The 23,659-nt window shown below is 35.4% G+C and carries 21 protein-coding genes and 1 riboswitch; of the genes, 16 read left to right on the top strand and 5 right to left on the bottom strand.

Annotated elements, in window-relative coordinates:
- Positions 1 to 70 precede the first annotated feature (70 nt).
- Positions 71 to 1,336, bottom strand: a complete 1,266-nt coding sequence (locus C1631_RS13355; protein WP_109712672.1) for an esterase-like activity of phytase family protein — start codon at positions 1,334 to 1,336, stop codon at positions 71 to 73.
- A gap of 251 nt (positions 1,337 to 1,587) precedes the next feature.
- Positions 1,588 to 1,777, top strand: a riboswitch (cobalamin riboswitch).
- Between the two features lie 66 nt (positions 1,778 to 1,843).
- Between C1631_RS13355 and C1631_RS13350 the strand changes: the two genes are divergently transcribed.
- Positions 1,844 to 2,956: a T9SS type A sorting domain-containing protein gene (locus C1631_RS13350; RefSeq protein WP_109712670.1), complete on the top strand. Its 1,113-nt coding sequence runs from the start codon at positions 1,844 to 1,846 to the stop codon at positions 2,954 to 2,956.
- Positions 2,957 to 3,094: 138 nt separating this feature from the next.
- On the opposite strand, the gene clpP is transcribed toward C1631_RS13350, so the two are convergent.
- Both clpP and dnaG read right to left on the bottom strand, forming a co-directional pair.
- Entirely contained in the window at positions 3,095 to 3,781 is a 687-nt protein-coding gene (gene clpP, locus C1631_RS13345; RefSeq protein WP_034726592.1) for an ATP-dependent Clp endopeptidase proteolytic subunit ClpP, read from the bottom strand.
- A gap of 109 nt (positions 3,782 to 3,890) precedes the next feature.
- Positions 3,891 to 5,876 carry a DNA primase gene (gene dnaG, locus C1631_RS13340; RefSeq protein ID WP_109712668.1) on the bottom strand — a complete coding sequence of 662 codons (1,986 nt, stop codon included), beginning with the start codon at positions 5,874 to 5,876 and terminating at the stop codon, positions 3,891 to 3,893.
- Positions 5,877 to 5,972: 96 nt separating this feature from the next.
- Here dnaG and tsaE point away from each other — a divergent pair, with 96 nt between their 5' ends.
- The 12 genes from tsaE to C1631_RS13280 all read left to right on the top strand — a co-directional run bounded on the left by tsaE (position 5,973) and on the right by C1631_RS13280 (position 18,429).
- Positions 5,973 to 6,380 (top strand): tRNA (adenosine(37)-N6)-threonylcarbamoyltransferase complex ATPase subunit type 1 TsaE, encoded by a 408-nt coding sequence (gene tsaE / locus C1631_RS13335; protein WP_103249124.1) that lies wholly within the window; start codon positions 5,973 to 5,975, stop codon positions 6,378 to 6,380.
- Between the two features lie 63 nt (positions 6,381 to 6,443).
- A complete protein-coding gene (locus C1631_RS13330) occupies positions 6,444 to 7,634 on the top strand; it encodes an alanine dehydrogenase (RefSeq protein ID WP_109712666.1) in 1,191 nt (396 codons plus the stop codon).
- Entirely contained in the window at positions 7,634 to 8,005 is a 372-nt protein-coding gene (locus C1631_RS13325) for a hypothetical protein (RefSeq protein ID WP_103249122.1), read from the top strand. Before C1631_RS13330 ends, C1631_RS13325 begins: the two co-directional genes overlap by 1 nt.
- A gap of 18 nt (positions 8,006 to 8,023) precedes the next feature.
- Positions 8,024 to 8,797 carry a histidine kinase gene (locus tag C1631_RS13320; RefSeq protein WP_109712664.1) on the top strand — a complete coding sequence of 258 codons (774 nt, stop codon included), beginning with the start codon at positions 8,024 to 8,026 and terminating at the stop codon, positions 8,795 to 8,797.
- On the top strand, positions 8,772 to 9,482 hold the full coding sequence (locus tag C1631_RS13315) for a LytR/AlgR family response regulator transcription factor (RefSeq protein ID WP_109712662.1): 711 nt from the start codon (positions 8,772 to 8,774) through the stop codon (positions 9,480 to 9,482). Before C1631_RS13320 ends, C1631_RS13315 begins: the two co-directional genes overlap by 26 nt.
- A 118-nt stretch (positions 9,483 to 9,600) precedes the next feature.
- Entirely contained in the window at positions 9,601 to 9,990 is a 390-nt protein-coding gene (locus C1631_RS13310; RefSeq protein WP_103250103.1) for a hypothetical protein, read from the top strand.
- A gap of 98 nt (positions 9,991 to 10,088) precedes the next feature.
- On the top strand, positions 10,089 to 12,377 hold the full coding sequence (locus tag C1631_RS13305; RefSeq protein WP_228441224.1) for a cation:proton antiporter: 2,289 nt from the start codon (positions 10,089 to 10,091) through the stop codon (positions 12,375 to 12,377).
- A gap of 335 nt (positions 12,378 to 12,712) precedes the next feature.
- Positions 12,713 to 13,366 (top strand): hypothetical protein, encoded by a 654-nt coding sequence (locus tag C1631_RS13300; RefSeq protein WP_123966683.1) that lies wholly within the window; start codon positions 12,713 to 12,715, stop codon positions 13,364 to 13,366.
- Positions 13,367 to 13,373: 7 nt separating this feature from the next.
- The gene (locus tag C1631_RS13295) at positions 13,374 to 13,595 is read left to right on the top strand and encodes a class I lanthipeptide (protein ID WP_109712660.1); all 222 of its coding nucleotides are present in this window, start codon (positions 13,374 to 13,376) and stop codon (positions 13,593 to 13,595) included.
- A 41-nt stretch (positions 13,596 to 13,636) separates the two neighbouring features.
- The gene (locus C1631_RS13290; RefSeq protein WP_109712658.1) at positions 13,637 to 16,675 is read left to right on the top strand and encodes a lantibiotic dehydratase; all 3,039 of its coding nucleotides are present in this window, start codon (positions 13,637 to 13,639) and stop codon (positions 16,673 to 16,675) included.
- Positions 16,650 to 17,777 carry a lanthionine synthetase LanC family protein gene (locus tag C1631_RS13285; protein WP_109712656.1) on the top strand — a complete coding sequence of 376 codons (1,128 nt, stop codon included), beginning with the start codon at positions 16,650 to 16,652 and terminating at the stop codon, positions 17,775 to 17,777. The genes C1631_RS13290 and C1631_RS13285 overlap by 26 nt, the downstream gene beginning before the upstream one ends.
- 133 nt (positions 17,778 to 17,910) lie before the next feature.
- Positions 17,911 to 18,429 carry a hypothetical protein gene (locus tag C1631_RS13280; RefSeq protein WP_228441220.1) on the top strand — a complete coding sequence of 173 codons (519 nt, stop codon included), beginning with the start codon at positions 17,911 to 17,913 and terminating at the stop codon, positions 18,427 to 18,429.
- A 97-nt stretch (positions 18,430 to 18,526) separates the two neighbouring features.
- Here the strand turns inward: C1631_RS13280 and C1631_RS13275 are convergent, their stop codons facing one another.
- On the bottom strand, positions 18,527 to 19,174 hold the full coding sequence (locus tag C1631_RS13275) for a hypothetical protein (RefSeq protein ID WP_109712654.1): 648 nt from the start codon (positions 19,172 to 19,174) through the stop codon (positions 18,527 to 18,529).
- A 320-nt stretch (positions 19,175 to 19,494) separates the two neighbouring features.
- Here C1631_RS13275 and C1631_RS13270 point away from each other — a divergent pair, with 320 nt between their 5' ends.
- The gene (locus C1631_RS13270; RefSeq protein WP_103248911.1) at positions 19,495 to 20,340 is read left to right on the top strand and encodes a prephenate dehydrogenase; all 846 of its coding nucleotides are present in this window, start codon (positions 19,495 to 19,497) and stop codon (positions 20,338 to 20,340) included.
- Between the two features lie 37 nt (positions 20,341 to 20,377).
- On the opposite strand, the gene C1631_RS13265 is transcribed toward C1631_RS13270, so the two are convergent.
- Positions 20,378 to 21,367 (bottom strand): helix-turn-helix domain-containing protein, encoded by a 990-nt coding sequence (locus C1631_RS13265; protein WP_109712652.1) that lies wholly within the window; start codon positions 21,365 to 21,367, stop codon positions 20,378 to 20,380.
- Between the two features lie 375 nt (positions 21,368 to 21,742).
- On the opposite strand from C1631_RS13265, the gene C1631_RS13260 reads away from it, so the two are divergent.
- Both C1631_RS13260 and C1631_RS24090 read left to right on the top strand, forming a co-directional pair.
- Entirely contained in the window at positions 21,743 to 22,996 is a 1,254-nt protein-coding gene (locus C1631_RS13260) for a phage tail-like protein (RefSeq protein ID WP_109712650.1), read from the top strand.
- 283 nt (positions 22,997 to 23,279) lie between these two features.
- The coding region (locus C1631_RS24090; RefSeq protein WP_497707250.1) for a phage tail-like protein at positions 23,280 to 23,659 on the top strand (380 nt) is incomplete at its 3' end.

Here is a 23,659-nt window from a genome sequence, read left to right as displayed (position 1 = left end):
AAGGCAAAAGATGCATTCAATAAAAAACGGCGGAATCTTCGATTCCGCCGTTTTCTTTAAAAAAATCTAATTACTGAATATCGACTACGTACATAGTTCCTTTATCTACTTTACCTGTTTTAGGTAAAATTTTCGCTTTTGGGTTTCCATTTCCGTCATCTACCACTCCAAAGTCATCATCATTGAAAACAGCCAGTTTATTATTCCCTAAATAAACAATTCCCTCAAACTTATCATGTTCATAACCCAGTTTCGCGACAAGATCTACGGCTAAAGTTTTAGAAACTGCCTTTATTCCTGCTGTGCCTAATTCATCCCAGGTACACTCTTCCAGAGCCTTACCATTGACTTTCATTCCATCGACTGCATTCATGTCAGATCCGGTAACCTCTGTCGCCCCGCTTATGTTGATTCTGTATACTTTTTTGATTCCTCCTTGTGATCCGAAGTTTCCGTCTCTCTCAATCACTAAGAATTCAGTATTACTTAATGCAGTGATATCACAAACAGAATCAGAAGCACCTCCATCCTGTTTATATAAAAACTGTTTGGTTTGGCCTGTCATAATATCAAAAGTTACAATTCGTGTTAAAGTTGTATTTTTTGCAGCTGCCTTAGTCGGAACATACATCATAGACTGGATTGTCCCTACTAATGTTCTTCCATCCGGAGTAAGACAAAGTCCTTCCATTCCTCTATTTGCTCTTCTTTTAGCCAATACTGCAGGAAGTTTTCTTGTACCTGTATTAACACCAACCGGACTTATTCTTTCCATTTCTACTCCTTCTGCACTATAATGTACGATGTGGGGACCATATTCATCGGAAACCCAGAACGTACCATCCGGAGCAGCAACGATACTTTCACTGTCCAAACCGTATTTATCGGTTCCTAAAACATTTCCTGATGCGTCATAAGGTACTTCACCCGTACTTCCCATTCCTGCAGGGTTTGGAAGTCCTGTGATCGGTTGTCCGGATGGGTTTTTAAGCTTGATATACTTGATCACTTCAACCTTTCCTTCCGCATTAATCTTAAAATGCATGATGGTTGGGGTAAAATTGGGGGTCAGAAATTTTTTTCCGTTTAAATAATCTGTATTGGGTCCTCTATCAGTAATCACATAGAACTCTCCTTTTCTGGAAGGATGAGCCGCTGCTCCTGAGCCAAATCCACCGTTGATCACGTCTACTCCATTGATTGTAGCCATCGTGGAAAATGCAAATTCCTGAGGAAGTTTTGAATAATTAATATCCTGGTTATTTGAGTTATCATCATCTTTACTACACGATATCGCTACCGTTACTATCAATGCTGATACAAATAGTTTTTTCATATTACTTTTTATGGCGCGAAAATATAAATTGATTATAAACTGATCTTGAATACAATGATAATTATATTTTAACAATATAATATCCAAAAATGAATTCTAGATAAACAATAAAAAGTCAAAGTTACCATCATTAATCAATCTATATTTCGCAATATAAGACTAATCAATCAACTCTGCATCTATTCCTAAAGTGGTATAAAAAGAGGAAAACATAAAATAATTCACAAAACAGTTCCGGGATTTATATGATATATTTGCAGCGTTTTTAGGTTGAACCATCGTTCATTAATAGGGAATCAAGTGAAGATATTATTCAATTCTTGAGCTGTACCCGCAACTGTAAGCTATTTCTTCTATAGTTTTTTATGCCACTGGAATGACAATCCGGGAAGGCAGCTATAGAAAGTGAGCCAGGAGACCTGCCTTCAACACACATTTAATTTCAGGATATAGCATAATGCTTTTCTGGTATAAGTTTCGGGAATAAAACTTTAATTTAATAATATTATGAGAAAAATCTATCTTTTTTTCTTACTGCTTTGTATGCAGTTTTTATGGGCTCAATTTACTGAAAATGACATCAGGTTTTGGATAGGAACAGGTTCGAAAAAAGCTTATTTCATTGCAGATTTCAATGACAACAATACTCCAAAATCTTATGCATGGGGCTATCGTTTTGATTCGAATGATTTGACGGTAGAAGATATGATGAATGACATTGTTGCGGCAGAACCTAAAATGAGCATCGACATTGCCACCGGATTTCTTTACAGCTTTACCTATAACCATCATACTCCAGGCACCGATGACTACTGGATAAGCTGGTCCGGGTCCAATGCCGGAAATATGACATGGAATAATGGTGTAGGATATACTTCTCTGGAGGACGGAAAATGGTATGGTCTTACCTATGGTACCGATGACATCAGTATCAATACTCCGCCATCAACTCCTGTTGCTGCCTATAGCTCACAATGGTACCAACCATCACAGATTACTAACTGGATTGGAACCGGAAACAATAAAAGTCTTGTGGTCATTGATTTTGGGACCGATCAGACTAATACTACAGACTCCTTCGTTTTTGGAATTCAATACGACGGTACTATATCGGCTGAACAGGCGCTACAATTGATCCAAAATCAGGCATCTTATTTTAATGTTGCTTCAGGAAATAATCAGATTTCTTCAATCACGCTGAATAATCTTACGGGATATACTTCCGGATCCAACAGCTGGAAATTGTATAAAGGAAAAGATCTCTCCAGCTGGCAAAAAAAAGCTGATCTTTCACAGATTCAATTAGAAAATAATGAATGGCTCGGTGTAAGCTTTGGAGAAAGAAGACCATCTATTCCTACGGAAGCTACCAATTTGACACTTGGAACAACTACTTCAACTCAAAAAGTATTCAGTATTCATCCCAATCCGGTAAGTGATTTTATTCATATTGAAACTACTGAGAATATCAAAGAAATAAATATTTATTCTGTTACCGGACAAAAGACAATAACTTCTCATGTCACAAGGATTAATCTCCAGTCTTTAAATTCAGGGGTTTATTTTGTTGAGATCAAGGCGAAGAGTGGCTCGACGACACATAAAATTGTGAAGAAATAAATAACTACCCCGTCAATCATCACATCTCCAATTTGATGAATGTAATAATAGGATAAGAATAATTAATAAGGGTAGGAAATATTATTCAACAAAAAAACGCACCGGGTTGGTGCGTTTTTTTGTTGATGTGACCATCAATTATTTTTTCTCTGTAGATCTTTGTAAAACCTCGTCTACCATTCCGTAGCCTTTAGCTTCTTCAGAGGTCATCCAGTAATCTCTGTCAGAAGATTTTTCAACCCACTCATATGTTTGTCCTGAATGGTGACCAATAATTTCATACAGCTCCTGCTTTAATTTCAACATCTCTCTTAAGTTGATTTCCATATCAGAAGCAACACCTTGTGCACCTCCTGAAGGTTGGTGAATCATTACTCTGGAGTGTTTAAGCGCTGAACGTTTTCCTTTTTCACCTGCAACCAATAGAACAGCTCCCATGGAAGCAGCCATACCTGTACAGATTGTCGCAACATCCGGCTTAATGATCTGCATTGTGTCATAAATTCCAAGACCTGCATATACACTACCACCCGGAGAATTGATATAAATCTGGATATCTTTAGAAGGATCTGCACTTTCTAAGAATAAAAGCTGTGCCGTAACGATATTAGCTACCTGATCATCAATACCTGTGCCCAGGAAGATAATCCTGTCCATCATCAAACGGGAGAATACGTCCATCTGAGCAACGTTTAATCTTCTCTCTTCCATAATGTACGGGGTAAGATTCGTTGGGCCATACATTCCCATATACTGATCGGTAACCAAACCGTTGTTTCCTAAATGTTTTACAGAGAAATCTCTGAAGTCCTTTTTAATGTCCATATTTCTATTATGTATTATTTTAACAATATTTTCAAGGTTTAAATTACAATATTTATTCCTAAAATTTTATAGGACTTTTTGTCACAGTATTCTCAAAATTGTATTGATACTATCTTTTCCTGTCCACATAAATTCCTTTAATAGGAGAATATTCGATGATATTACTTAATCGGATGGAAGCCTGTTTTAATAAAGTAATCTTTTTAATCAGCTCATAATACTTTCCTTCGTCAGTATTGCTATGTTGATCAAGTTCTTTTGCTGTTTCTTTGATCAGATAATCAATATACCTGTATTTATGAAGTAAAACATCTCCTTTAATCTGGTCCGCTACTTTATCTCCGTAATTGGGAGGATAAATATTTCTGGAAGCCCAGTTTTCAAGTTCATCCAACGGAATCAGTGCATCCACAACCTTTGTAGTAATTTCTTCATCCATAAAAGATACAAAAAAGTTTCCACTCCTCAGCTCTTCCTTCTGAATACCTTCCCTTACCTGATTGATAATGATCTCATTCCCTTTCACTAAAAATGTATACTGTTCTTCTTCAAAATGATGAAGAATTTCTTCAATAACCGTAATCTGATATTCTTCATTATTTTCTGTACTTCGCTTCAGAACAATATCTCCAAACGCCAGCATATGCTCAACAAGTTTATTCTCCATAAACAGCACTTCAAATAAGAACGGATCTTCTTTTTCCTGATCCAGAGGAACCATCTCCATTTTCGGAGCTTCCTTTTCTTTTTGCTGCTGCTGGACATGATGCGTCTGATTCTGAGTAATCTGCTTTTGAACATCCAGTTCATTGAAAAGACTCTGTTCGGAAAGTCCGAATTTATTGGAAACTTCCTTCAGATAAACTTCCCTTTTCAGGGCGTTCTGTACAAAGGAAACAGATTTTACGATATCACGAATGGCTTCCGCCTTTTTAATAGGATCATTTCCGATATCTCTCAGCAGGATTTCGGCCTTAAAATCAATGAAATCCATCGCTTCATTTTCGATGTATTTCTCAACATACTCCTGAGGATGTTTTCTGGCAAAGGAATCCGGGTCATCCCCATCAGGGAAAAGCAGAACACGAATATTCATTCCCTCTGTAAGCAACATGTCAATACTTCGGAAGCTTGCTTTGATCCCTGCGTTATCCCCATCGAAAAGAATCGTTACGTTTTCCGTAAGCCTTTTGATAAGCTTTATCTGCTCTGTGGTCAGAGAGGTTCCTGAACTTGCTACGACATTCTCAATACCGGACATATGAAGCGAAATCACATCCATGTATCCTTCCACCAAAAGGCATGCATTTTTCCTTGAAATAGACTGCTTACTCTGGTTTAACCCATAAAGGACATTTGATTTATGGTAAATCTCAGTTTCCGGTGAGTTGAGATATTTGGCCGTTTTGACGTTACTCTTAAGAATTCTGGCACCAAAACCTAAAACCCTTCCGGAAAAACTATGGATTGGAAAAATAACTCTTTCACGAAAACGGTCAACGCCTGCGGGAGTATTTTCCGGGAAAATGGAAAGTCCGGATTTTTCAAGAATCTCTTTACTATATCCTTTTTCCATCGCATACGCCGTAAAAGCATTTTTCTTCTCCGGAGAATATCCCAACTGGAATTTTTTGATGATATCATCTTTAAGCTCTCTTTCTTTAAAATAAGACAGCCCTATACTTCTTCCATCTTCTGCATCCCAAAGAATTTCCTGAAAGTAGTCATTGGCAATTTCGTGAATTTTATACAACAGATCTTTCTCCGTCTGTGCATTTTTTGCTTCTTCAGAAATCTCACGCTGATCTTCTTCAATTTCAATTCCATATTTTTTGGCAGCATGACGAAGGGCCTCAGGATAGGTAAAATTCTCAATTTCCATCAGGAAGGAAATGGCAGTACCTCCTTTCCCGGTAGAGAAATCTTTCCAAATCTGCTTGCTTGGAGAAACAACAAAACTTGGAGACTTTTCTTCATGAAAAGGGCTGAGTCCTTTAAAGTTAGACCCTGCTCTCTTCAACTGCACATATTCACCCACAATCTCTTCTACCCTGATTGTTGAGAATATCTTATCTATGGTCTGCTTAGAAATCATGTTGCAAAAATACACATTAAAAAAAACACATCAAATATATAAGTCCAGTTATATGTTTGATATGTTTTATGAGTATTTTTGCAAACAAATTAGCCTATGCAATTTACAATACATACCATAGAAGACTGGCAGAAAGTTGTTGACATTATCATTCCTGAATTACAACATAACATCCTTTTATTAAAAGGTAATCTGGGAGCCGGAAAAACTACTTTCACTCAGTTTTTACTCAAAAATCTGGGGAGTGAAGATGAAGTGAACTCCCCTACTTATTCCATTGTTAATGAATACAACACCTCAAAAGGAAAAGTATATCATTTCGATTTGTATCGCTTAAAAAACATTGAAGAAGTCTATGATATTGGTATTGAAGAATATCTCGACAATTCGTTTCTTTGTATCATTGAGTGGCCTGAAGTGTATGAAGAAGAACTTTACGGCCTCAACTACCACACAATGAGTATTGTGAACACCGGCGAAAGCAGAGACATCACATTCGATTAAATATTATGTATCTTTGCTTATTATTTCAACGTAAAATAACAATCTGTAAGACATAATTTAAGGATGAGTACAAACATTTTTACTCCTTTCACAGAAGAAGAATTGATGCCGAAAGAAGAAAAATTGGAGGTGATAAAGAAAGGGAAACAATTCAGTATTGGAATACCTAAAGAAACCTGTCTTAACGAAAGGAGAACCTGCATTACTCCTGACGCAGTACAGGTGCTGGTAGAGCACGGCCATGAAATTATCATAGAATCAGGTGCCGGTCAGGGTTCTTTTTTTACAGATTTACAATATTCTGAATCTGGAGCAAAGATCACCAAAGATCCCAAAGAAGCCTTCGGACAGGATCTTATTCTGAAAGTCAACCCTCCTACAGAAGAGGAAATTGACTATATGAAGCCCAACACGTATCTGGTTTCTGCTCTTCAGATCAACCTTAGAGATAAGGAATATTTCTTAAAACTTGCAGAGAAAAAAATAAATGCCATCGCTTTTGAATTTATCGTTGATGAATACAAACAATTGGCTTTGGTACGACTTATTGGAGAAATTGCAGGAACCGTTTCTATTTTATATGCTTCAGAGCTTTTAGCCTTATCCAATGGATTAATGCTGGGAGGTATTACCGGGGTAAGACCTGCAGAGGTAGTTATTCTGGGAGCAGGAATTGTAGGTGAATTTGCTACAAAAGCCGCCATAGGACTGGGGGCCAGTATAAAAGTTTTTGACAATTCATTGTCAAAATTGAGAAGACTTCATACAATGGTTGACAGCCGTGTACCAACTTCAATTATTGATCCTAAAGAGCTCAGCAAAAGTTTAAGACGTGCTGACGTTGTGATAGGAGCTCTTCCCAGATTAAATATGACCCCTATCGTCACTGAAGATATGGTGATGAAAATGAAAAAAGGAAGCGTTATTATCGATATTACCATAGACAACGGTAAAGTTATTGAAACGTCTGAACTGACCACAATGGAAGATCCTTATGTTATTAAACACGGCGTAATCCACTGTGGACTTCCCAACCTTACCTCAAGAATGCCAAGGACAACGACCAAGGCTATTTCGAATTTCTTCCTTTCCTATATTTTAAATTATGATGAAGAAGGCGGTTTTGAAAACATGCTGATCCGCAAAAACGAAATGAAGCAGAGTTTATATATGTATAAAGGAAGACATACTAAAAAGATCATCTGTGACCGTTTCGGACTTACTTATCACGATATCAATCTTTTAATTTTCTAATGAAAAAGCTTAAATTTTATGCAATAGGCTTCGTTCCGGGGCTTTTACTTGTATTTTTTATATTAAACAAAAAGGGCGCAAGCTGCAGCGGATATTTACCCAATAGCCGTGTGATTGCCGAAACCCTTTCCAAAGAGTTCAAATATTCCGAAGAAGCTAAAGCCGCAATGATCACTTACAAGATTGATGAAAAATTTGTAAAAGATAGCATCATTACCGGCGGAAAAGTAGATTTTGACCGTAGTCACGCCCAAAAAAAGCCTTGTCCGGATTATACAATCACTTATCCTGAAAAAAATCCTGGCTACGAGATCTCCTTTGAAAAATGCGAAGAAACGGTCACTGTAAACGGATTGAAAAAACTTAAATAGTCTTATCTCTAGTATCACATGGAAGGCAATTACTACATGATTCATGATTACCTGATATTCATCGGAGTTTTTGCCATTTTCTTTTTTCTGACTACCAGTATTTATCTTTTCAGTGAACACCAGAAGCTGAAAAAGAAGAATGCCAAGTTATCAGAAAGCAATAAAATTATTGAACAGCGTCTGAATGAAGTACGCCTGGAGCATATTGGCACCAAGCTGAATCCTCATTTATTTAAAAATATACTCAATTCCGTACAGTCTCATGCCTACCAGACCTATATGTCATTGGATAAACTGGCAAACGTTCTGGATTATATTTTATATGAAAGCAATAATAAGTATGTAAGTCCAAAAGAGGAACTTAATTTTGCTTTAAACCTTATTGAAATCAACAAAATCAAAATCAACCCTCTTTTTGATTTCAGAATTAAATCGAGGATTAACAAATCAGATTCATTGTATGAAGAAAAGGTTTTTGCCCCGTTAATCTCTGTTGATCTTATTGAAAATGCTTTCAAACACACCGATTTTCTGGCAGAAGATTCTTTTATTTCTATTTATCTAGAGCTTGAAAATGGGATTTTCACCATGAAAGTAAGCAATAAAGCTTCATTAAAGAATGTTCTTGAGAAGGAAAAGAGTGGCTTTGGCAGTCAGTCTTTAGATCAAAGGCTTAAAATGATCTACAGTACTTATTACCATCTGGAAAGAAGTACAAAAAACGGTATTTTCACCGCAGAATTAAAAATTAATTTAGGCGAATTCTATGATAAAATGCGTTATTCTGGATGATGAATTGCTAGCCATCAGCTACTTAAAACTTTTATGCGAACAGATTGATGATGTAGAAGTAGTTAAAGCATTCAATGATCCTAAAATATTTCTGAACGAAATTCATAAACTTGATTGTAATCTCTGTATTCTGGATATTGAAATGCCCGGCATGACAGGTCTTCAGGTTGCTGAGCTTATTTCCGGTTCAAAAAAGATTATTTTTACCACGGCCTACAAAGAATATGCAGCAGAGGCTTTCGACCTTAATGTGGTGGATTATGTGAGAAAACCTATCAAAAAAGAACGTTTGATTCAGGCATTTGATAAGGCAAAAGAACAAGTTGAAGTTCATCAGAAAAAAGCTTTTATCGAGTGGAATACCAATATTGGAAAGACAATTATTCTAACCGAACAAATAGTATACATCAAAACATCAGAAATTGACAGCCGGGATAAGGACATCACCCTAAACGACGGAACAACAATTGTTTTGAAAAACCTCAACTTCAAAAATCTTCTGGAAATGCTTCCGGCTAAAGATTTTGCTCAGGTCAATAAAAAAGAAATTATCGCCCTGTCTTCTATCAAAGTCTTTACCACAAATGAAATTATTACAACTATCAATACTGAAGGAGAGCATTTCCTTAAGCTACAAATTGGTGATACCTACAAGAACTCTCTGATGGAATTGTTTGGAAAATAAAGAAAATAAACTTTTCAAACATTTCCCGTTTCATTACAGAAAATTTCTGCTTTATTACATACCATCTATTTAAAACATCCTATCGATGTACTTTTGCTGCGAATTAATTGATTTCATAATGAAAAACCTTATGTATGCAGCTGGAATTCTCGTATCCGGTCTCTGCTTTTCGCAGGAAACTTCTTCTAAAGTTAAAGCTTCTTTTTTTGATGGAATTGCAGTAGCCGGATATGTAGATGATGGTGCCTTCATCAACTTCACAGGACCGAATGTAAGTCTTGTCCACAAAAAGGTTAAATTCATTATGGGAATGCTTCCCTCATTAAGAATAAAAGAAGATCACTCATCAGGAACCAGGAATAGCTTTATAACCCCTACTTTGGGAGCCGGTCTTACAACAGTTTACAAAAGGATTGCCTTGCAGGTTCCGGTCTACTACAATCCCAAAACCGCAGATCAGGATGGTAAATGGAAAATAGGAATTGGTTTGGGATATTCTTTCAGGTAGATTTTATTACATTTTTTAGAACATTCATTACATTTTAAAAACAAAGGTATTTTAATATAAGTTTATTCTTATCAACTTTGCATCAAAATATAGGAGTTATGAATTTGGGGAAATACAAAAATATTATTTTTTACATCTGTACCATCGCATTTTTTTCATGTCTGATGTACTGGTTTTTTGTTGAAGGAAAAACACTGGAAGTTGGGGAAAATATTCCACTACCCAAAACTACAGGTTCTAATATGTGGGAAAATTTTACAGACTCCTTTCTTACCAACCTTCATCATCCGCTGGCACTTCTTCTGGCGCAAATTGTCACCATTATTCTTGTGGCTAAATTATTCGGATGGATTTGCATCAAACTAAAACAACCTTCTGTAATCGGTGAAATGATTGCCGGTATTGTACTTGGGCCATCTCTGTTCGGATTATATTTCCCGGAACTTTCTGCTTTCATCTTCCCAAAAGAATCGTTAGGAAACCTGCAGTTTCTGAGCCAAATAGGTCTGATTCTCTTCATGTATATCGTAGGAATGGAACTTGATCTGAGTGTACTGAGAAAAAAAGCTCACGACGCTGTAGTCATCAGCCATGCAAGTATCATTTTTCCTTTCGCATTGGGTGTTGGTCTATCTTATTTTATTTATCAGGAGTTTGCACCCGAAGGAATTCAGTTTAGCTCATTTGCTTTATTTATTGCCATTGCCATGAGTATTACTGCATTTCCCGTTCTGGCAAGAATTGTTCAGGAGCGAAACCTGCACAAAACAAAAATAGGAACGGTAGTTATCACCTGTGCCGCTGCCGACGATATTACAGCATGGTGTATTCTAGCGGCTGTTATTGCTGTTGTAAAAGCAGGATCTTTTTCAGGATCGGTATTCGTTATTCTCATGGCGATCTTATATGTTTTCATTATGATCAAAGCGGTAAGGCCATTTCTGAATAGAATTGCCGAATCACAAAAAGGAAAAGGTTTCATCAGCAAAGCACTGGTGGCCATATTTTTCCTTGTGCTGATCATTTCTTCATATGCAACGGAAGTTATTGGTATCCATGCGCTTTTTGGAGCATTTATGGCTGGAGCCATCATGCCTGAAAATGTAAAATTCAGAAATCTTTTTATTGAAAAAGTAGAAGATGTCGCTTTAGTTTTATTACTTCCCCTTTTCTTCGTATTCACAGGTTTAAGAACTCAGATCGGGTTATTGAATGATATTCACCTTTGGAAAATAGGCGGTTTGATTATCCTTACAGCCGTAACAGGAAAATTTGTAGGAAGTGCTCTTACGGCAAGGTTTCTGAAGATAAGCTGGAAAGACAGTCTCACGATTGGAGCTTTAATGAATACAAGGGGACTTACAGAACTTATCGTACTGAATATCGGTTATGACCTGGGAGTTTTAGGCCCTGAATTGTTTGCAATGCTAGTGATCATGGCTTTATTCACTACTTTTATGACTGGTCCTTGTCTTGACCTGATCAATTATCTTTTCAAAGGAAAGAAGTCGATGATTGAAGAAGAGCAGGAAGATGATAATGATGCTAAATACAGAGTTTTATTATCTTTTGAAACAGCAAAAGCAGGCAGCAAGCTTTTAAGACTCGCCGATAATTTTACCCACAAAATGAATGGGAATAAAAGCGTAACAGCCATGAACATTGCTCCGGTTGACGAACTTCACGCCTTTGATATCGAAAATTTTGAAAAAGAACAGTTCAAACATGTTATTGAAACATCTCATGAACTTAAATTGGAAGTCACTACGCTGTTCAAAGCCTCTACGGATGTAGAAAGTGACCTGACCAATATTACCAACAAAGGAAACTATGACCTTCTTCTCATCATGCTTGGAAAATCAATGTATGAAGGAAGTTTATTAGGAAGGCTTTTAGGATTCACCACAAAAATCATCAACCCTGAAAAATTATTAAATACCGTCAAAGGAAAAGGGAATATTTTCAACAACTCCCCTTTCGATGATCTTACGCTTCAGGTATTGGATAAAGCAACCATTCCTGTCGGAATTCTGGTTGATAAAGAATTTAATGGGGCTGATAAAATATTTGTTCCGATCTTCAACCTTAGTGATTTTTATTTGCTTGAATATGCTAAAAGATTAATCAACAACAATAATTCGCAGGTTATTATCCTCGATGCAGCAGGTCAGATTCGTAACAATATCGAAGTAAAGGAACTGATCAGAAGTATTGAACAGGTAGCACCCAATCATATCACCTTATATAACGAAAAGAAAATAGAGAAGGAGTTCCTGAACTCACAGGACCTGATGCTGATCAGTAGCAAAAGCTGGAAAAACCTGATTGATACCAAAAGCCTTTGGTTATCTGACATCCCTTCTACATTGATTATTTCAAACCCATAAACAGTTCCGATGAGTCTTTTACTTTGAATAGTTTTTTGATAATCCCAATTATAAATTAACTGATAAGTAATAAAGCCCCTATCAAGTCGACAGTATTTCATTAATGAATGCTGTCGATTTTTATTGTAAAGCCAGGTGTTTTACTTTCAATTATCAATAAAAACATATAATCGGAAACCAACAACAAAAAACGCATTAACCACTAATAAACAACACATTACAATCTATTTGCGTGAAAAAAAATTATAAAACAGATAAAAAAACATTTTTTTTATTGTATTTGTTATATAAGTTTAAAAATTTTATTATATATTTAAAAAAACTTAATAACCATAATGATTACTATATCCAAAAAGAATTTTGAGGGTAAGCATTGGGACTATTTTATTCTTATATGTCGGGTTTTGCTTGCATGGCAATTCTTGTCATTTGGATATGCTAAATTCTTCGATAACGGACAATTTGGTATTTCTCCTGAAGAATTAAATAAGCCCATCAAAGAACTCAGCCTTTTCAAGGTGATGTGGTATTTGTTTGACCACAATCCGTTCAAAATGATCATCGGAATTTGTCAGGTATTATGCGGAGCACTTCTCCTCTATAAAAGGACTGTTATTATAGGAGCTCTTTTTTTCCTGCCAATTGCCTTCAATATTCTGATCATGGACATTACTTTTATGGATTCTTCTATGGTTAATGGTTTTGCATCAAGACTTGGCTATTACATCATTCTCGATCTGCTTATCCTTTTTTATTATAAAGACAGAATGCTTATTGTTTTTAAAGCCACAACGGGCAATATGAATAACAAGTTCAGACATTCTCTCGGCATGTATCTGGTATCTCCGGTACTGGCAGTTCTTTTAAGTTTAATGCCATTAATTCCTGTCGTTCTGTTTTATCTTGTAGCAGAACCGGATGAGATGATGCACGCTCTCGGCAATGCCTGGCAAGGGCTCACTAAAGCAACTCAACATTTTTTAAAATAAAATTACTATGAAAAATTCAAACAAAAAACTGACCATCTCAAAAAAGAATGTACAAAACTTAAGTAAAAACAACCTTTTAGAAATAAAAGGAGGTAAAGCTATCGACATTGATGACAATGTAGGATTGTTTACTGCAGGATGTTCAGACGGTTGTATGTCCAGATTTATGCACACTCACCTGCTAAACTGTTCAAAAGCAAACTGTACTGCAGATTGTGGTAACTGCTAATTAAACAATTGATCTCTTTTGTCATCTCCAACTTAAAAAATATGATGTCTTCAAAGCAATACACTCCATTTCATTACACAATATTGAGAACTCCGGTTCTGTCACCCGATGACTTAAACAGCTTTTATGCAACATCGGATGTTATTGAAAATATTTCCTGTAATCAAACAGTAATGGATGCTATTAAGCTGTCGTCATTAAATTTTTACCATGAGGTGACAAAAGAGTTTTCAAAAAAAAATGCTGAGCAAAAAGAAAAACTTGAAATTTCATTATACAAATATCTTTCACGATATACGACAAGACCCACACCTTTTGGCTTATTTTCAGGTTTAGGTACCATCAGAAATTCATCTGAAAATTCTGAAAAAAAAATAGCGTGGACTCATTCATACCCTGTACTGAGGTTTGATTCGGAATACCTATATAAAACAGTGAATTCACTGGAAAAACATGATACTTATCTTACCAATAATACGGTGTATGAAATTTTTGATGAATACAAATTTCTTCAGTGCTATACTGGAATTATCGGCAGAGATTACCGTTTAATAACCATCGAAAAAGATGAATCTATAGGTTCTATCATTACTTACTGTCAACAGGAAAGAACTGCTAAAGAAATCATCCATTATATTCAAACTGAAAATGATGTTACAGAGGAGGAGGCTGAGGAATTTTTCCATGAACTTAAGAACGAGCAAATTCTCAATCCATCTCTTTCTTATTCGGGGAGTGAAACACAACATATCGTCAATATCCTTGATAAAAAGATTGAGAGTCCAGAGTTTCATCAGCTGAAAAAGTATATAAACCTTTGTAATAGCGAAAAAAAAAATCCGGAAATTCTTTCACTTCCAGATCAAAAAAAGGTTCCTGTACACATAGATTTGTTTTTTGAAACGTCAGACACTATGTCTAAAAGGTTTCTGGACGACATTCAGAAAAGCGACTCTATTTTTGAAAGGTTCAGTACACTGGAAAATCAAACGCCATACAGAATCGTCAGTTTTAAGAAGAGTTTCACTAAAAAGTATGACCAGCAGGAAATAAATCTGCTACAGGCTTTAGATATTGAGTTCGGTGTAGGATATGGAAAATTTGCCAACTCAGAAAATGTGGATGCAGGCAATCTGATTCTCGCCTGGCCTAAAGAAAATATCCGTGAAGATAATATTACCCTTACTCAAAAAGAGGTTCAGTACTCTTCCCCGATTATAAACTGTCTTAAAAGTAAAAAAACAAGCATTGATCTCAATGAACTGGGAAAGAATCAGGAAAGCTTTCTCCCGGAAAAGATTAATGAGTTTTTTCCTTTCAAATCTTATAAAGCATCTATATTTTTAGACAAAAAAACGGGTAATCCTGTTTATTTTATTGATTATATTTCATTCAATTCTCCAAGAAAAATTCTGGGTCGCTTTTCTGATCATAAAGACATTGCCTATACACTAAATGAAATTCATGACCAGGAAAAAAAATACTATGACGAAGAGACCATCATTGCCGAAATCGTACATCTTCCGTCTGAGAAAATAGGGAATGTCATTGAACGAAAAATTAATACGGAATACTACATCGGATATATTGACGAAATCAGTGGTAAAAAGAAAATAGCTCTTACAGACCTGTATGTTTCTATTGTCAATGACCAGATTATTCTGCGTTCAAAATCATTAGGAAAAAAAATACTTCCAGTATTTTCTAATGCATATAACATTATGCACCCTACCAATAGTCCCGTATTTGAATTTCTTCTTGATTTTCAGGCTCAATACAACAGCAGCCTGTTAATTAATGAAGACTCATTATTAAACCTTTTTAAATTCTTCCCCAGACTGGAAAAAGGAAACTTTATTGTCAAGAAAGCAACATGGCTTATTGAATATGATGATTTCTTTAAGAATAAAAAAACGAGCATCTCAGAAGCACTCACAAATTTTGATAAAAACCTTGATGCACTTAATATCAAGGGCAATTTTTTCATTTCAGAAGGAGACAATGAATTGTACATCCTTTTAAATCAGGAAATAGCCAGAAAAACCTTTTTAACACAGCTTAAAAAGAAGCAGAAATTAAAAATAACAGAATCGCTGTCGGATGAATTTGCGCCTGTAACATTTGGTGCAGAGGGAAAAATGATCAATAACGAATTTTTATTGTTTTTTAAAAACGAAAAATTTGAACAGAAATATGAAAACTTACATTCACCGGCAAAACATTCCACGATTTCAAGATCTCTGTTTCCCGGGATTGATGAATGTATTTATTTAAAAATTTATACCGGGAAGGTCTTTGCTGATTTGTTGATCTGCGAAATGGTAGGAATTCTTGGCTTTTTGCAGTCGAACAAGCTGATAAAAAGTTTCTTCTACATAAAGTACTACGATCCTGATTTTCATATCAGAATACGGATTTTTGCTTCCGGTAATCATCATATAGAAATCAAATCTCATCTGAATGCTTTGCTGAAAAAATATCTCGGAGAAAAAATACACAAAATTTCATATGATACTTATGAAAGAGAGATCGAACGGTATGAGGGTGATACAATTCCGGTTTTTGAAAAAATATTCTTTTACGACTCTCTTGTTTCGGCAGCTATTATTGAAAAAAATATAGAAGAAGCTAATACAGATATCTTATGGATGTATCCTATACAGCATATCTTTTTTTATTTCGATCTTTTTAGTCTTACAACCGAACTTCAGTTAAAATTTGTGAGTGGAGTAAAAAACAATCTGGCAAAAGAGTTTAGTACTTCACCTTTAAAAACCTCATTTATCAATGCAAAATACAAAGGCTTTACTCATGAAATCGAACAGATTGTCAATGAAACAGAAGGGATACTTTCCCCTATCCATAAACAATTTCGTAATGATATCCGAAAAGATCTTCCATCAATACTCAACGAGAATGCATTCGGAAATCTCGCCAATATCATCCACATGCATATCATACGCGTTGTACGCAGCGACAATAGACTTCACGAATATTTAATCTATTGCTTCATTGAAAAAATAGTAAAAAAACAATTCTTCAGCTTAAAAAACAATGTCAATACTTCATCACCTATATAAAAACATTTTAAACCACGAACACCAACATATTGGGCTTATGAACGGAGCCTGTTCAGAGTTGATATTTCTTCATCATTATTTCAGCACTTATCCTGAACTTTACGATCAGGTTGCTGAAAAAAAAATAGCAAAATATCGGGATCTTATATTCGATGATATTGAAAATGAAAGAATTGATCTCTCCTATGCCTCCGGATTGGCTGGAGTGCTGTCTTCATCTTATTACCTGGAAAACTCTCAATGGTGTGCCCTTGATTTTCTTGATTTTGAAGATATCGGCAATGTCATGCTCGAACAGGCTATCGAAGAATTCGAAAACGACAACTTTGACTTTTTTTATGGCGGAAACGGTCTTCTGATGCCCTTTCTAAATAACCAGGCGGATATCCGGAAACTTGATAAAGATCTTTTGCATACTCTTAAGGAAACCATCGTTCGTAAAAAGACAGATCTATTCTGGCAAAGCTCTAAAAACAGGGAAGACAACATTTCAAATTTTGGTATTTCCCATGGCTTTCTGCCCAACCTTTTTCTTTTGGCCTGCATGGCAGATTCCGATAAGGATATTTCTTTTATTAAAAAAACGGTATCTGAATTCTTAACCTATGCATCAGAGGAAGGCACTGAATCTGTTTTCCCTTCCGTCATTGAAGGTAGTAAGGAAAATTCAAAGTACGCGTCACGCCTAGCCTGGTGCTACGGAGATCTTGGCATAGCCTGTATTCTTTATAAAATAGGCGTACTGATTAAGGATATAAATCTGCAAAATAAAGCACTGCAAATACTTTCAAAAACTACCCTGAGAAAACATGACGATTCCAGTAAGGTAACCGATGCTTCAGTTTGCCATGGAAGTGCGGGAATTTCTTCAATATATCATTCATTTTATGATAAAACCGGGAATATTATGTTCAAAGAAGCCGGTGACTACTGGCAGGGAATTACACAATCTTATTATTCTCCCGATGATCAGGAATGCTGTTTTCTGTATAAATCGGCAGACGAATATGTCTATAATATGGGCCTTCTGGAGGGTTTGGCTGGAATAGGATTATCGCTTCTGCCCAAAAAAGATTGGTCATGTTTATTCTTAATTCAGTAAAATAGCCGCAAAAGAATAAAACACAGTAATTATTTTACTAACAATTCATAAAAATTCATAATTTTACACCAAATAAACACCCATACAAACAATACACTAACGATTAAATAAAAACACAATGTGTCGATATGCCATGACGATTTATAAACGTCATTATGCCTGTTTCAACTGCCAGAAAACATTCAAACGCCGCGTCTTGAAAGATGTGGACAGAGATCAACAAACCTCTGTAGAGGCTAAATGTCCTGAATGTGGAAGCCTGATGGCTAATATGGGGCTGGACTTTAAATCACCAGCCAAAAGTGATGATAAGCAATGGGCGCATATCAAAGATCTATACACTGTCGGAATCACATTTCATTCTTGTGGATGTTCAGGCCCGGGATATATTCCGCAAGATCATAGAGCTATTATTTCTTATCTGGAAAAAATTCGTTCTGAATATATGCATGCTCTGGTATTCTGGAGATATCGTATTGAGCCCGAGAATAAAAAAGAACGAGAGCTGGAATTTCAAAAAAACGGTTCCAAATTAAGGGCAGTCAGCAACAATGCATTTAAACAAACCGTAACCAATCAGGAAGGGATCAACTATTGGCTCACTAAAATTAAGGAGGTGGAAGAAAGACTTGCCCTGATTAAAAGCACATAATGATAAAGTTGTTTTTATGCCGGGTAATAAAATTAATATTTTTTACATGCATTGCTTTAGAGTAGGAACAAAAATTGGAAAAAATGTTGAAACTGGCTCATTCCTTTTCCTGTGATAACTTCAAAAGTCTTTCAAAACCTTCAGTGATGCTTTTCTCTTCTTCCCGTGTATACTCTTCACTAAAAGGAGCTCCGCAATCCTGACTGTTGACAATATGGATCAGATTTCCTTTTTCAAAATAATTCCGGGTTTCCGTTATTTCTGATTTTTTAAAATCAAATGCTTCAATATCGCCGCTCTCTTTCATTGCTTTAACATCGTAAAACATTGGACGGTTATATTGGTAGTCTTTTTCAAAAACAAAAGATAATCGTCCTTTTAAAAGATAATATTCGATTAATACCTGACCCATTTCCCCGTAATGCCTTGCCATTACTTTTTCCAGATGGTTGTCTTTATAATAAAATGTAGCTTCTCCTCCTTCCGCAGACTCGCCTTCAATATTTTTCTTTTTAACAGAGCTCCATTTTCTTATCGAGTTAATTCTTTTAAAATTGGTCTGGATGGGTTTCAATCTTTTTTTTAAATACTCATTGGCCAAAATATCCTCTTCATTAAAGGTGGCTCTTAATTTCATGGTATCCTGCTTAGTAACAGCTTCCATCAATGGAGCTTTCTCTCTTGCAGGGCTTAATCCAGCTGTGACCAGCAGTATAAAAACCAGATATAACAACTTAACTCTCATCACATTACTTTTTTATTTAACACCGTTAAATGTTGGTTTAAATTTATCAAAAAAAGAAATTAACTCATGCAAATTTTAAAACAATATGCGGATGGAAAAAACTCCGATCTTTTCATCAGTTAATAAAAGTATTTGTCTCACAAATTTGTATTAAAATTTCTCTGGTTTCAAAAATATTTTATACCTTCGCTTTGTGAATTTTAATAACGGAACATATTATTATAGAATTTTTACCTCAGATCTGGGATAGGGATTCTTATGAACATAATTTAAAACCTCGTCCTTGACGAGGTTTTTTTTATTTTAAACAAATTTTAAAGATGAAAATAAGTATTATAGGTGTTGGATTAATCGGAGGCTCAATGGCATTAAAATTAAGAGAAAAAGGGATTGCCAGCTTCATCTACGGAATCGATTACAACAAACAACATATCAACGATGCACTCGATCTGAAAATAATTGATGCAGAAGCCAGCCTGGAGGAAGGAATTAAAAATTCAGATCTGATCATCATTGCCATTCCGGTGGATGCTGCCAGAAAATTATTGCCAACGGTCCTTAATCTTGTATCCGGACATCAGACTGTTATGGATGCCGGTTCTACTAAAGCAGGAATTGTTGGTGCTGTCACGAATCATCCGAAACGCTCAAGATTTGTAGCATTTCACCCGATGTGGGGAACTGAAAACAGTGGTCCGAAATCTGCTATTGCCGAGAGTTTTTCAGGAAAAGCCGGTGTTATCTGCAATAAAGAAGAATCAGCAGATGATGCTTTGAACATCGTTGAGAAAGTAGTGAATGCCCTTGACATGCATATGATCTACATGAATGCTGAGGATCACGATATTCATACCGCTTACATTTCACATATTTCTCACATTACTTCATACGCACTGGCCAATACTGTACTGGAAAAAGAACGTGAAGAGGAGACAATCTTTCAGCTTGCCAGTTCCGGTTTTTCCAGTACTGTACGTCTTGCTAAATCCCATCCCGAAATGTGGGTCCCTATTTTCAAGCAAAATAAAGAAAATGTTTTGGATGTACTGAATGAACATATCACTCAGCTTAGAAAGTTCAAATCTGCTCTGGAAAAAGAAAACTTTGAATATCTGGAAGAACTTATTTCCAATGCCAATAAAATAAGAGGAATCCTGGATAAATAACCGGGATTCATTCTTCTTATAAATAAAAATACCTACTTCAATTCAGCTTTTCTGTTTTTATTAAACTGATATACTCACTAGGGGTAACACCTTCTATTTGCTTGAAAACCCTGTTAAAAGTTGCTTGATTAGAAAATCCCGCTTCTGTGTAAATAAACATTAGAGTCACCTTATGCAGGTCACTCTCATTCATGAGCATTTTTACATGATTAATTCGATACCTGTTCAGATAATGATTAAAATTATTATAACCCAGGTGGCGAATGATCTTTGATATATAGGTATAATTTACATCAAAATAAGTACTTAATGTCGAAATACTCAGGTTTGGATTTTTAAAAAGCATCTCATTTTCCATAAGATTTTGTAACCTCTCAACTATTTCTTCATCAATATCTTCTTTTTCATACCCTTCCTGCACAACAACTGATTTCTTATCTTCTGATTTCACAGAAGTAAACTCTGACAAAATATATAGTTTATTAATTCTATCATGATAGAAAAGTATCAGAATAATAATAACCAGATTAAAACAAAAAAGAAGAATATCAGTAATCACTAATTTATGATAAGGAAACTTTTCAAATTCAATATTAAAATTTTCACGAATAAAAAAACAAATAAAAGAAATGGCTATTATATATAATAAATATCCAATACACTCTTTCTTCGACAAAAATAGGTACGCTGCTACCGGCACAGGAAATAACGTTACAAAACTGGCGACTGAAGTTTCCCAGAATACAAGCATAATATAGGAATTATATAATGGTGCAACGATCATGTAAACCTGCATCATGTCATTGGCAGTATACTTTTTTCCTATTATCAGGTAGATATAAGACAATGTAATCAATCCTACAGTGAAGTACATTGTCATGAATGGACCCTGCATGAAATAGTAAAAAGTTAAAATATATACAATTAATGTGGTACAGGTAATAATTACATAATAATGTATAAATCGCAGCTTCAGCTTTTCTACTTTACTATTTAAAGTAGTTTCATCTAGTCTCTCGGTAATCATTTTTCAAATGTGTTTTATATAAAAAATTAATATTCAGCAGATTAAATCAATACCAATTTATATTGAAAATTAATTTATAGTCTATTAATTTGATTTATAAAGATAGATAATTTTGTGAAATAAACTTTAAAGTACAATTTTATCAATCTCATTAAAGGAATAATGTAAAAACTGGCAATGATAAAAATTCCTATTATTTTTAAACTATAAAAATTATTTAATAGATAAAATAATCTGGTTCTGTTCATAACAATTATAATTCTACCAGCTTTTTAAAGTAAAATTTTGTTTCCTATATACACATGAATATGCTTATATAATGCAACAATAAACACAAATAAAAGATAAAAGTTAAATAATCTAACATTAAAACAAATGAGAAAAAAAATTTATTACAGAATAGTTTTGGGAATCTTAATTATTTCATTTTCCCAAAACTTATTCTCTCAGGTAGGGATTAATACATCAAATCCTCAAGGTATTTTTCATATTGATGGAGCTAAAGATAATCCTGCAACCGGAATCCCAACAACAGCCCAACAGATTAATGATTTTGTAGTAATCTCTGATGGAAGTGTAGGTGTCGGTACAATATCACCGGACAAAAGCGCAAAATTTGAGGTGAAAGCTACAGATAAGGGGGTCTTGCTACCAAGAGTACCTCTTACAAGTTCTAAAGATCAAACGACAATACCCTCACCTGCGGCTGGTCTTTTGGTATACAACACCGGAACTGCGGGGCTTACCTACAAAGGGTATGTTTTCTGGAACGGAACTGAATGGAGAACTTTTAATAACTCGTCAAGTGATACCGGAGTTGTGAATTCTATACTCTGCGGTAATGCAAACCTTTCTCCTTCGAATTATACTGCAGGGACTTTTTATAATGGAACAATGACTGTGCCTTATGCCGGAGGTAATGGCGGAGCCTATCCTTCACAGGTGGTAGGACCTGTAAATGGACTTACAGCAACTCTTACTGCAGGAAATCTAAACAACGGTTCCGGAACCTTAGTGTACAGCGTATCTGGAACTCCAACAGTTACAAGCCCTGTCACAACGACTTTCCCATTAAATATCGGAGGACAGAGTTGTGATGCTACTATAGGACGGGGAAACCAACTTGATGTGGGTGGAATTTCGGGGAACACCTATTTTGCTGATGCTACCATAATGAATACTTCCGGAAAATATTTTTCAACCAATGTCAAATATGGAGCTTCCATGCCTGTTTTTGACGGACTCATGTTTGATGTTGTTTCAGCAGGAGGAACCTTTTTTAAACCTATTTTAAAGAATGTAACCGGTAGTCCCATAGTGGTGCATATTAATACTGCTGCTCACTCCGTTAATCAAGGAAGACAATTGATCGGACTAACCATACCTTCAAACACAGAGCAACCGATAGATTATGATGACCTTATTTATTGGACAGGTCCACCAGTAGGTACAACTCCAACAGCTCCTTTAGGGGGCACCAATTACTATGCAGAAGTATCAGAGCTATTCCTTGCAGTAAGAGTTGCTACGGGAGCTCCTGATACCTACAAGTTTTACAGATTCTTGTATCAGATTGTTGAATTTAATGGAGAAAAGGTAATGTTTACCACTCTTCAACGCGTTATGTAATACATAAAAAATATCTTACTGCAAGCAGTATTTTCCTGATCACAGTATACAGAGCACCGGAAATAGCATTATAAAACTGGCAATGACAAAAAATCCCCATTCAGATTGACTATTATTATACCATAAAAAATTATTTAATAGATAAAATAATCTGGTTCTGTTCATAACAATTATAATTCTACCAGCTTTTTAAAGTAAAGTTTTGTTTCCTATAACAAATGAATATGCTTATCTAACGCAATAATAAACACAAATAAAAGACAAATAATATAATATTAAACAGATGAGAAAAAAAAATTATTACGGAATAGTTTTGGGAATCTCAATTATTTCATTTTCCCAAAACCTGCATTCTCAGGTAGGGATTCATACATCAAATCCTCAAGGTATTTTTCATATTGATGGAGCTAAAGATAATCCTGCAACCGGAATCCCAACAACAGCCCAACAGATTAATGATTTTGTAGTAATCTCTGATGGAAGTGTAGGTGTCGGTACAATATCACCGGACAAAAGCGCAAAATTTGAGGTGAAAGCTACAGATAAGGGGGTCTTGCTACCAAGAGTACCTCTTACAAGTTCTAAAGATCAAACGACAATACCCTCACCTGCGGCTGGTCTTTTGGTATACAACACCGGAACTGCGGGGCTTACCTACAAAGG

This window comes from Chryseobacterium phosphatilyticum (genome assembly GCF_002899825.2).
Lineage (GTDB): Bacteria > Bacteroidota > Bacteroidia > Flavobacteriales > Weeksellaceae > Chryseobacterium > Chryseobacterium phosphatilyticum.
This window is presented reverse-complemented; position numbering and strand designations above follow the sequence as displayed.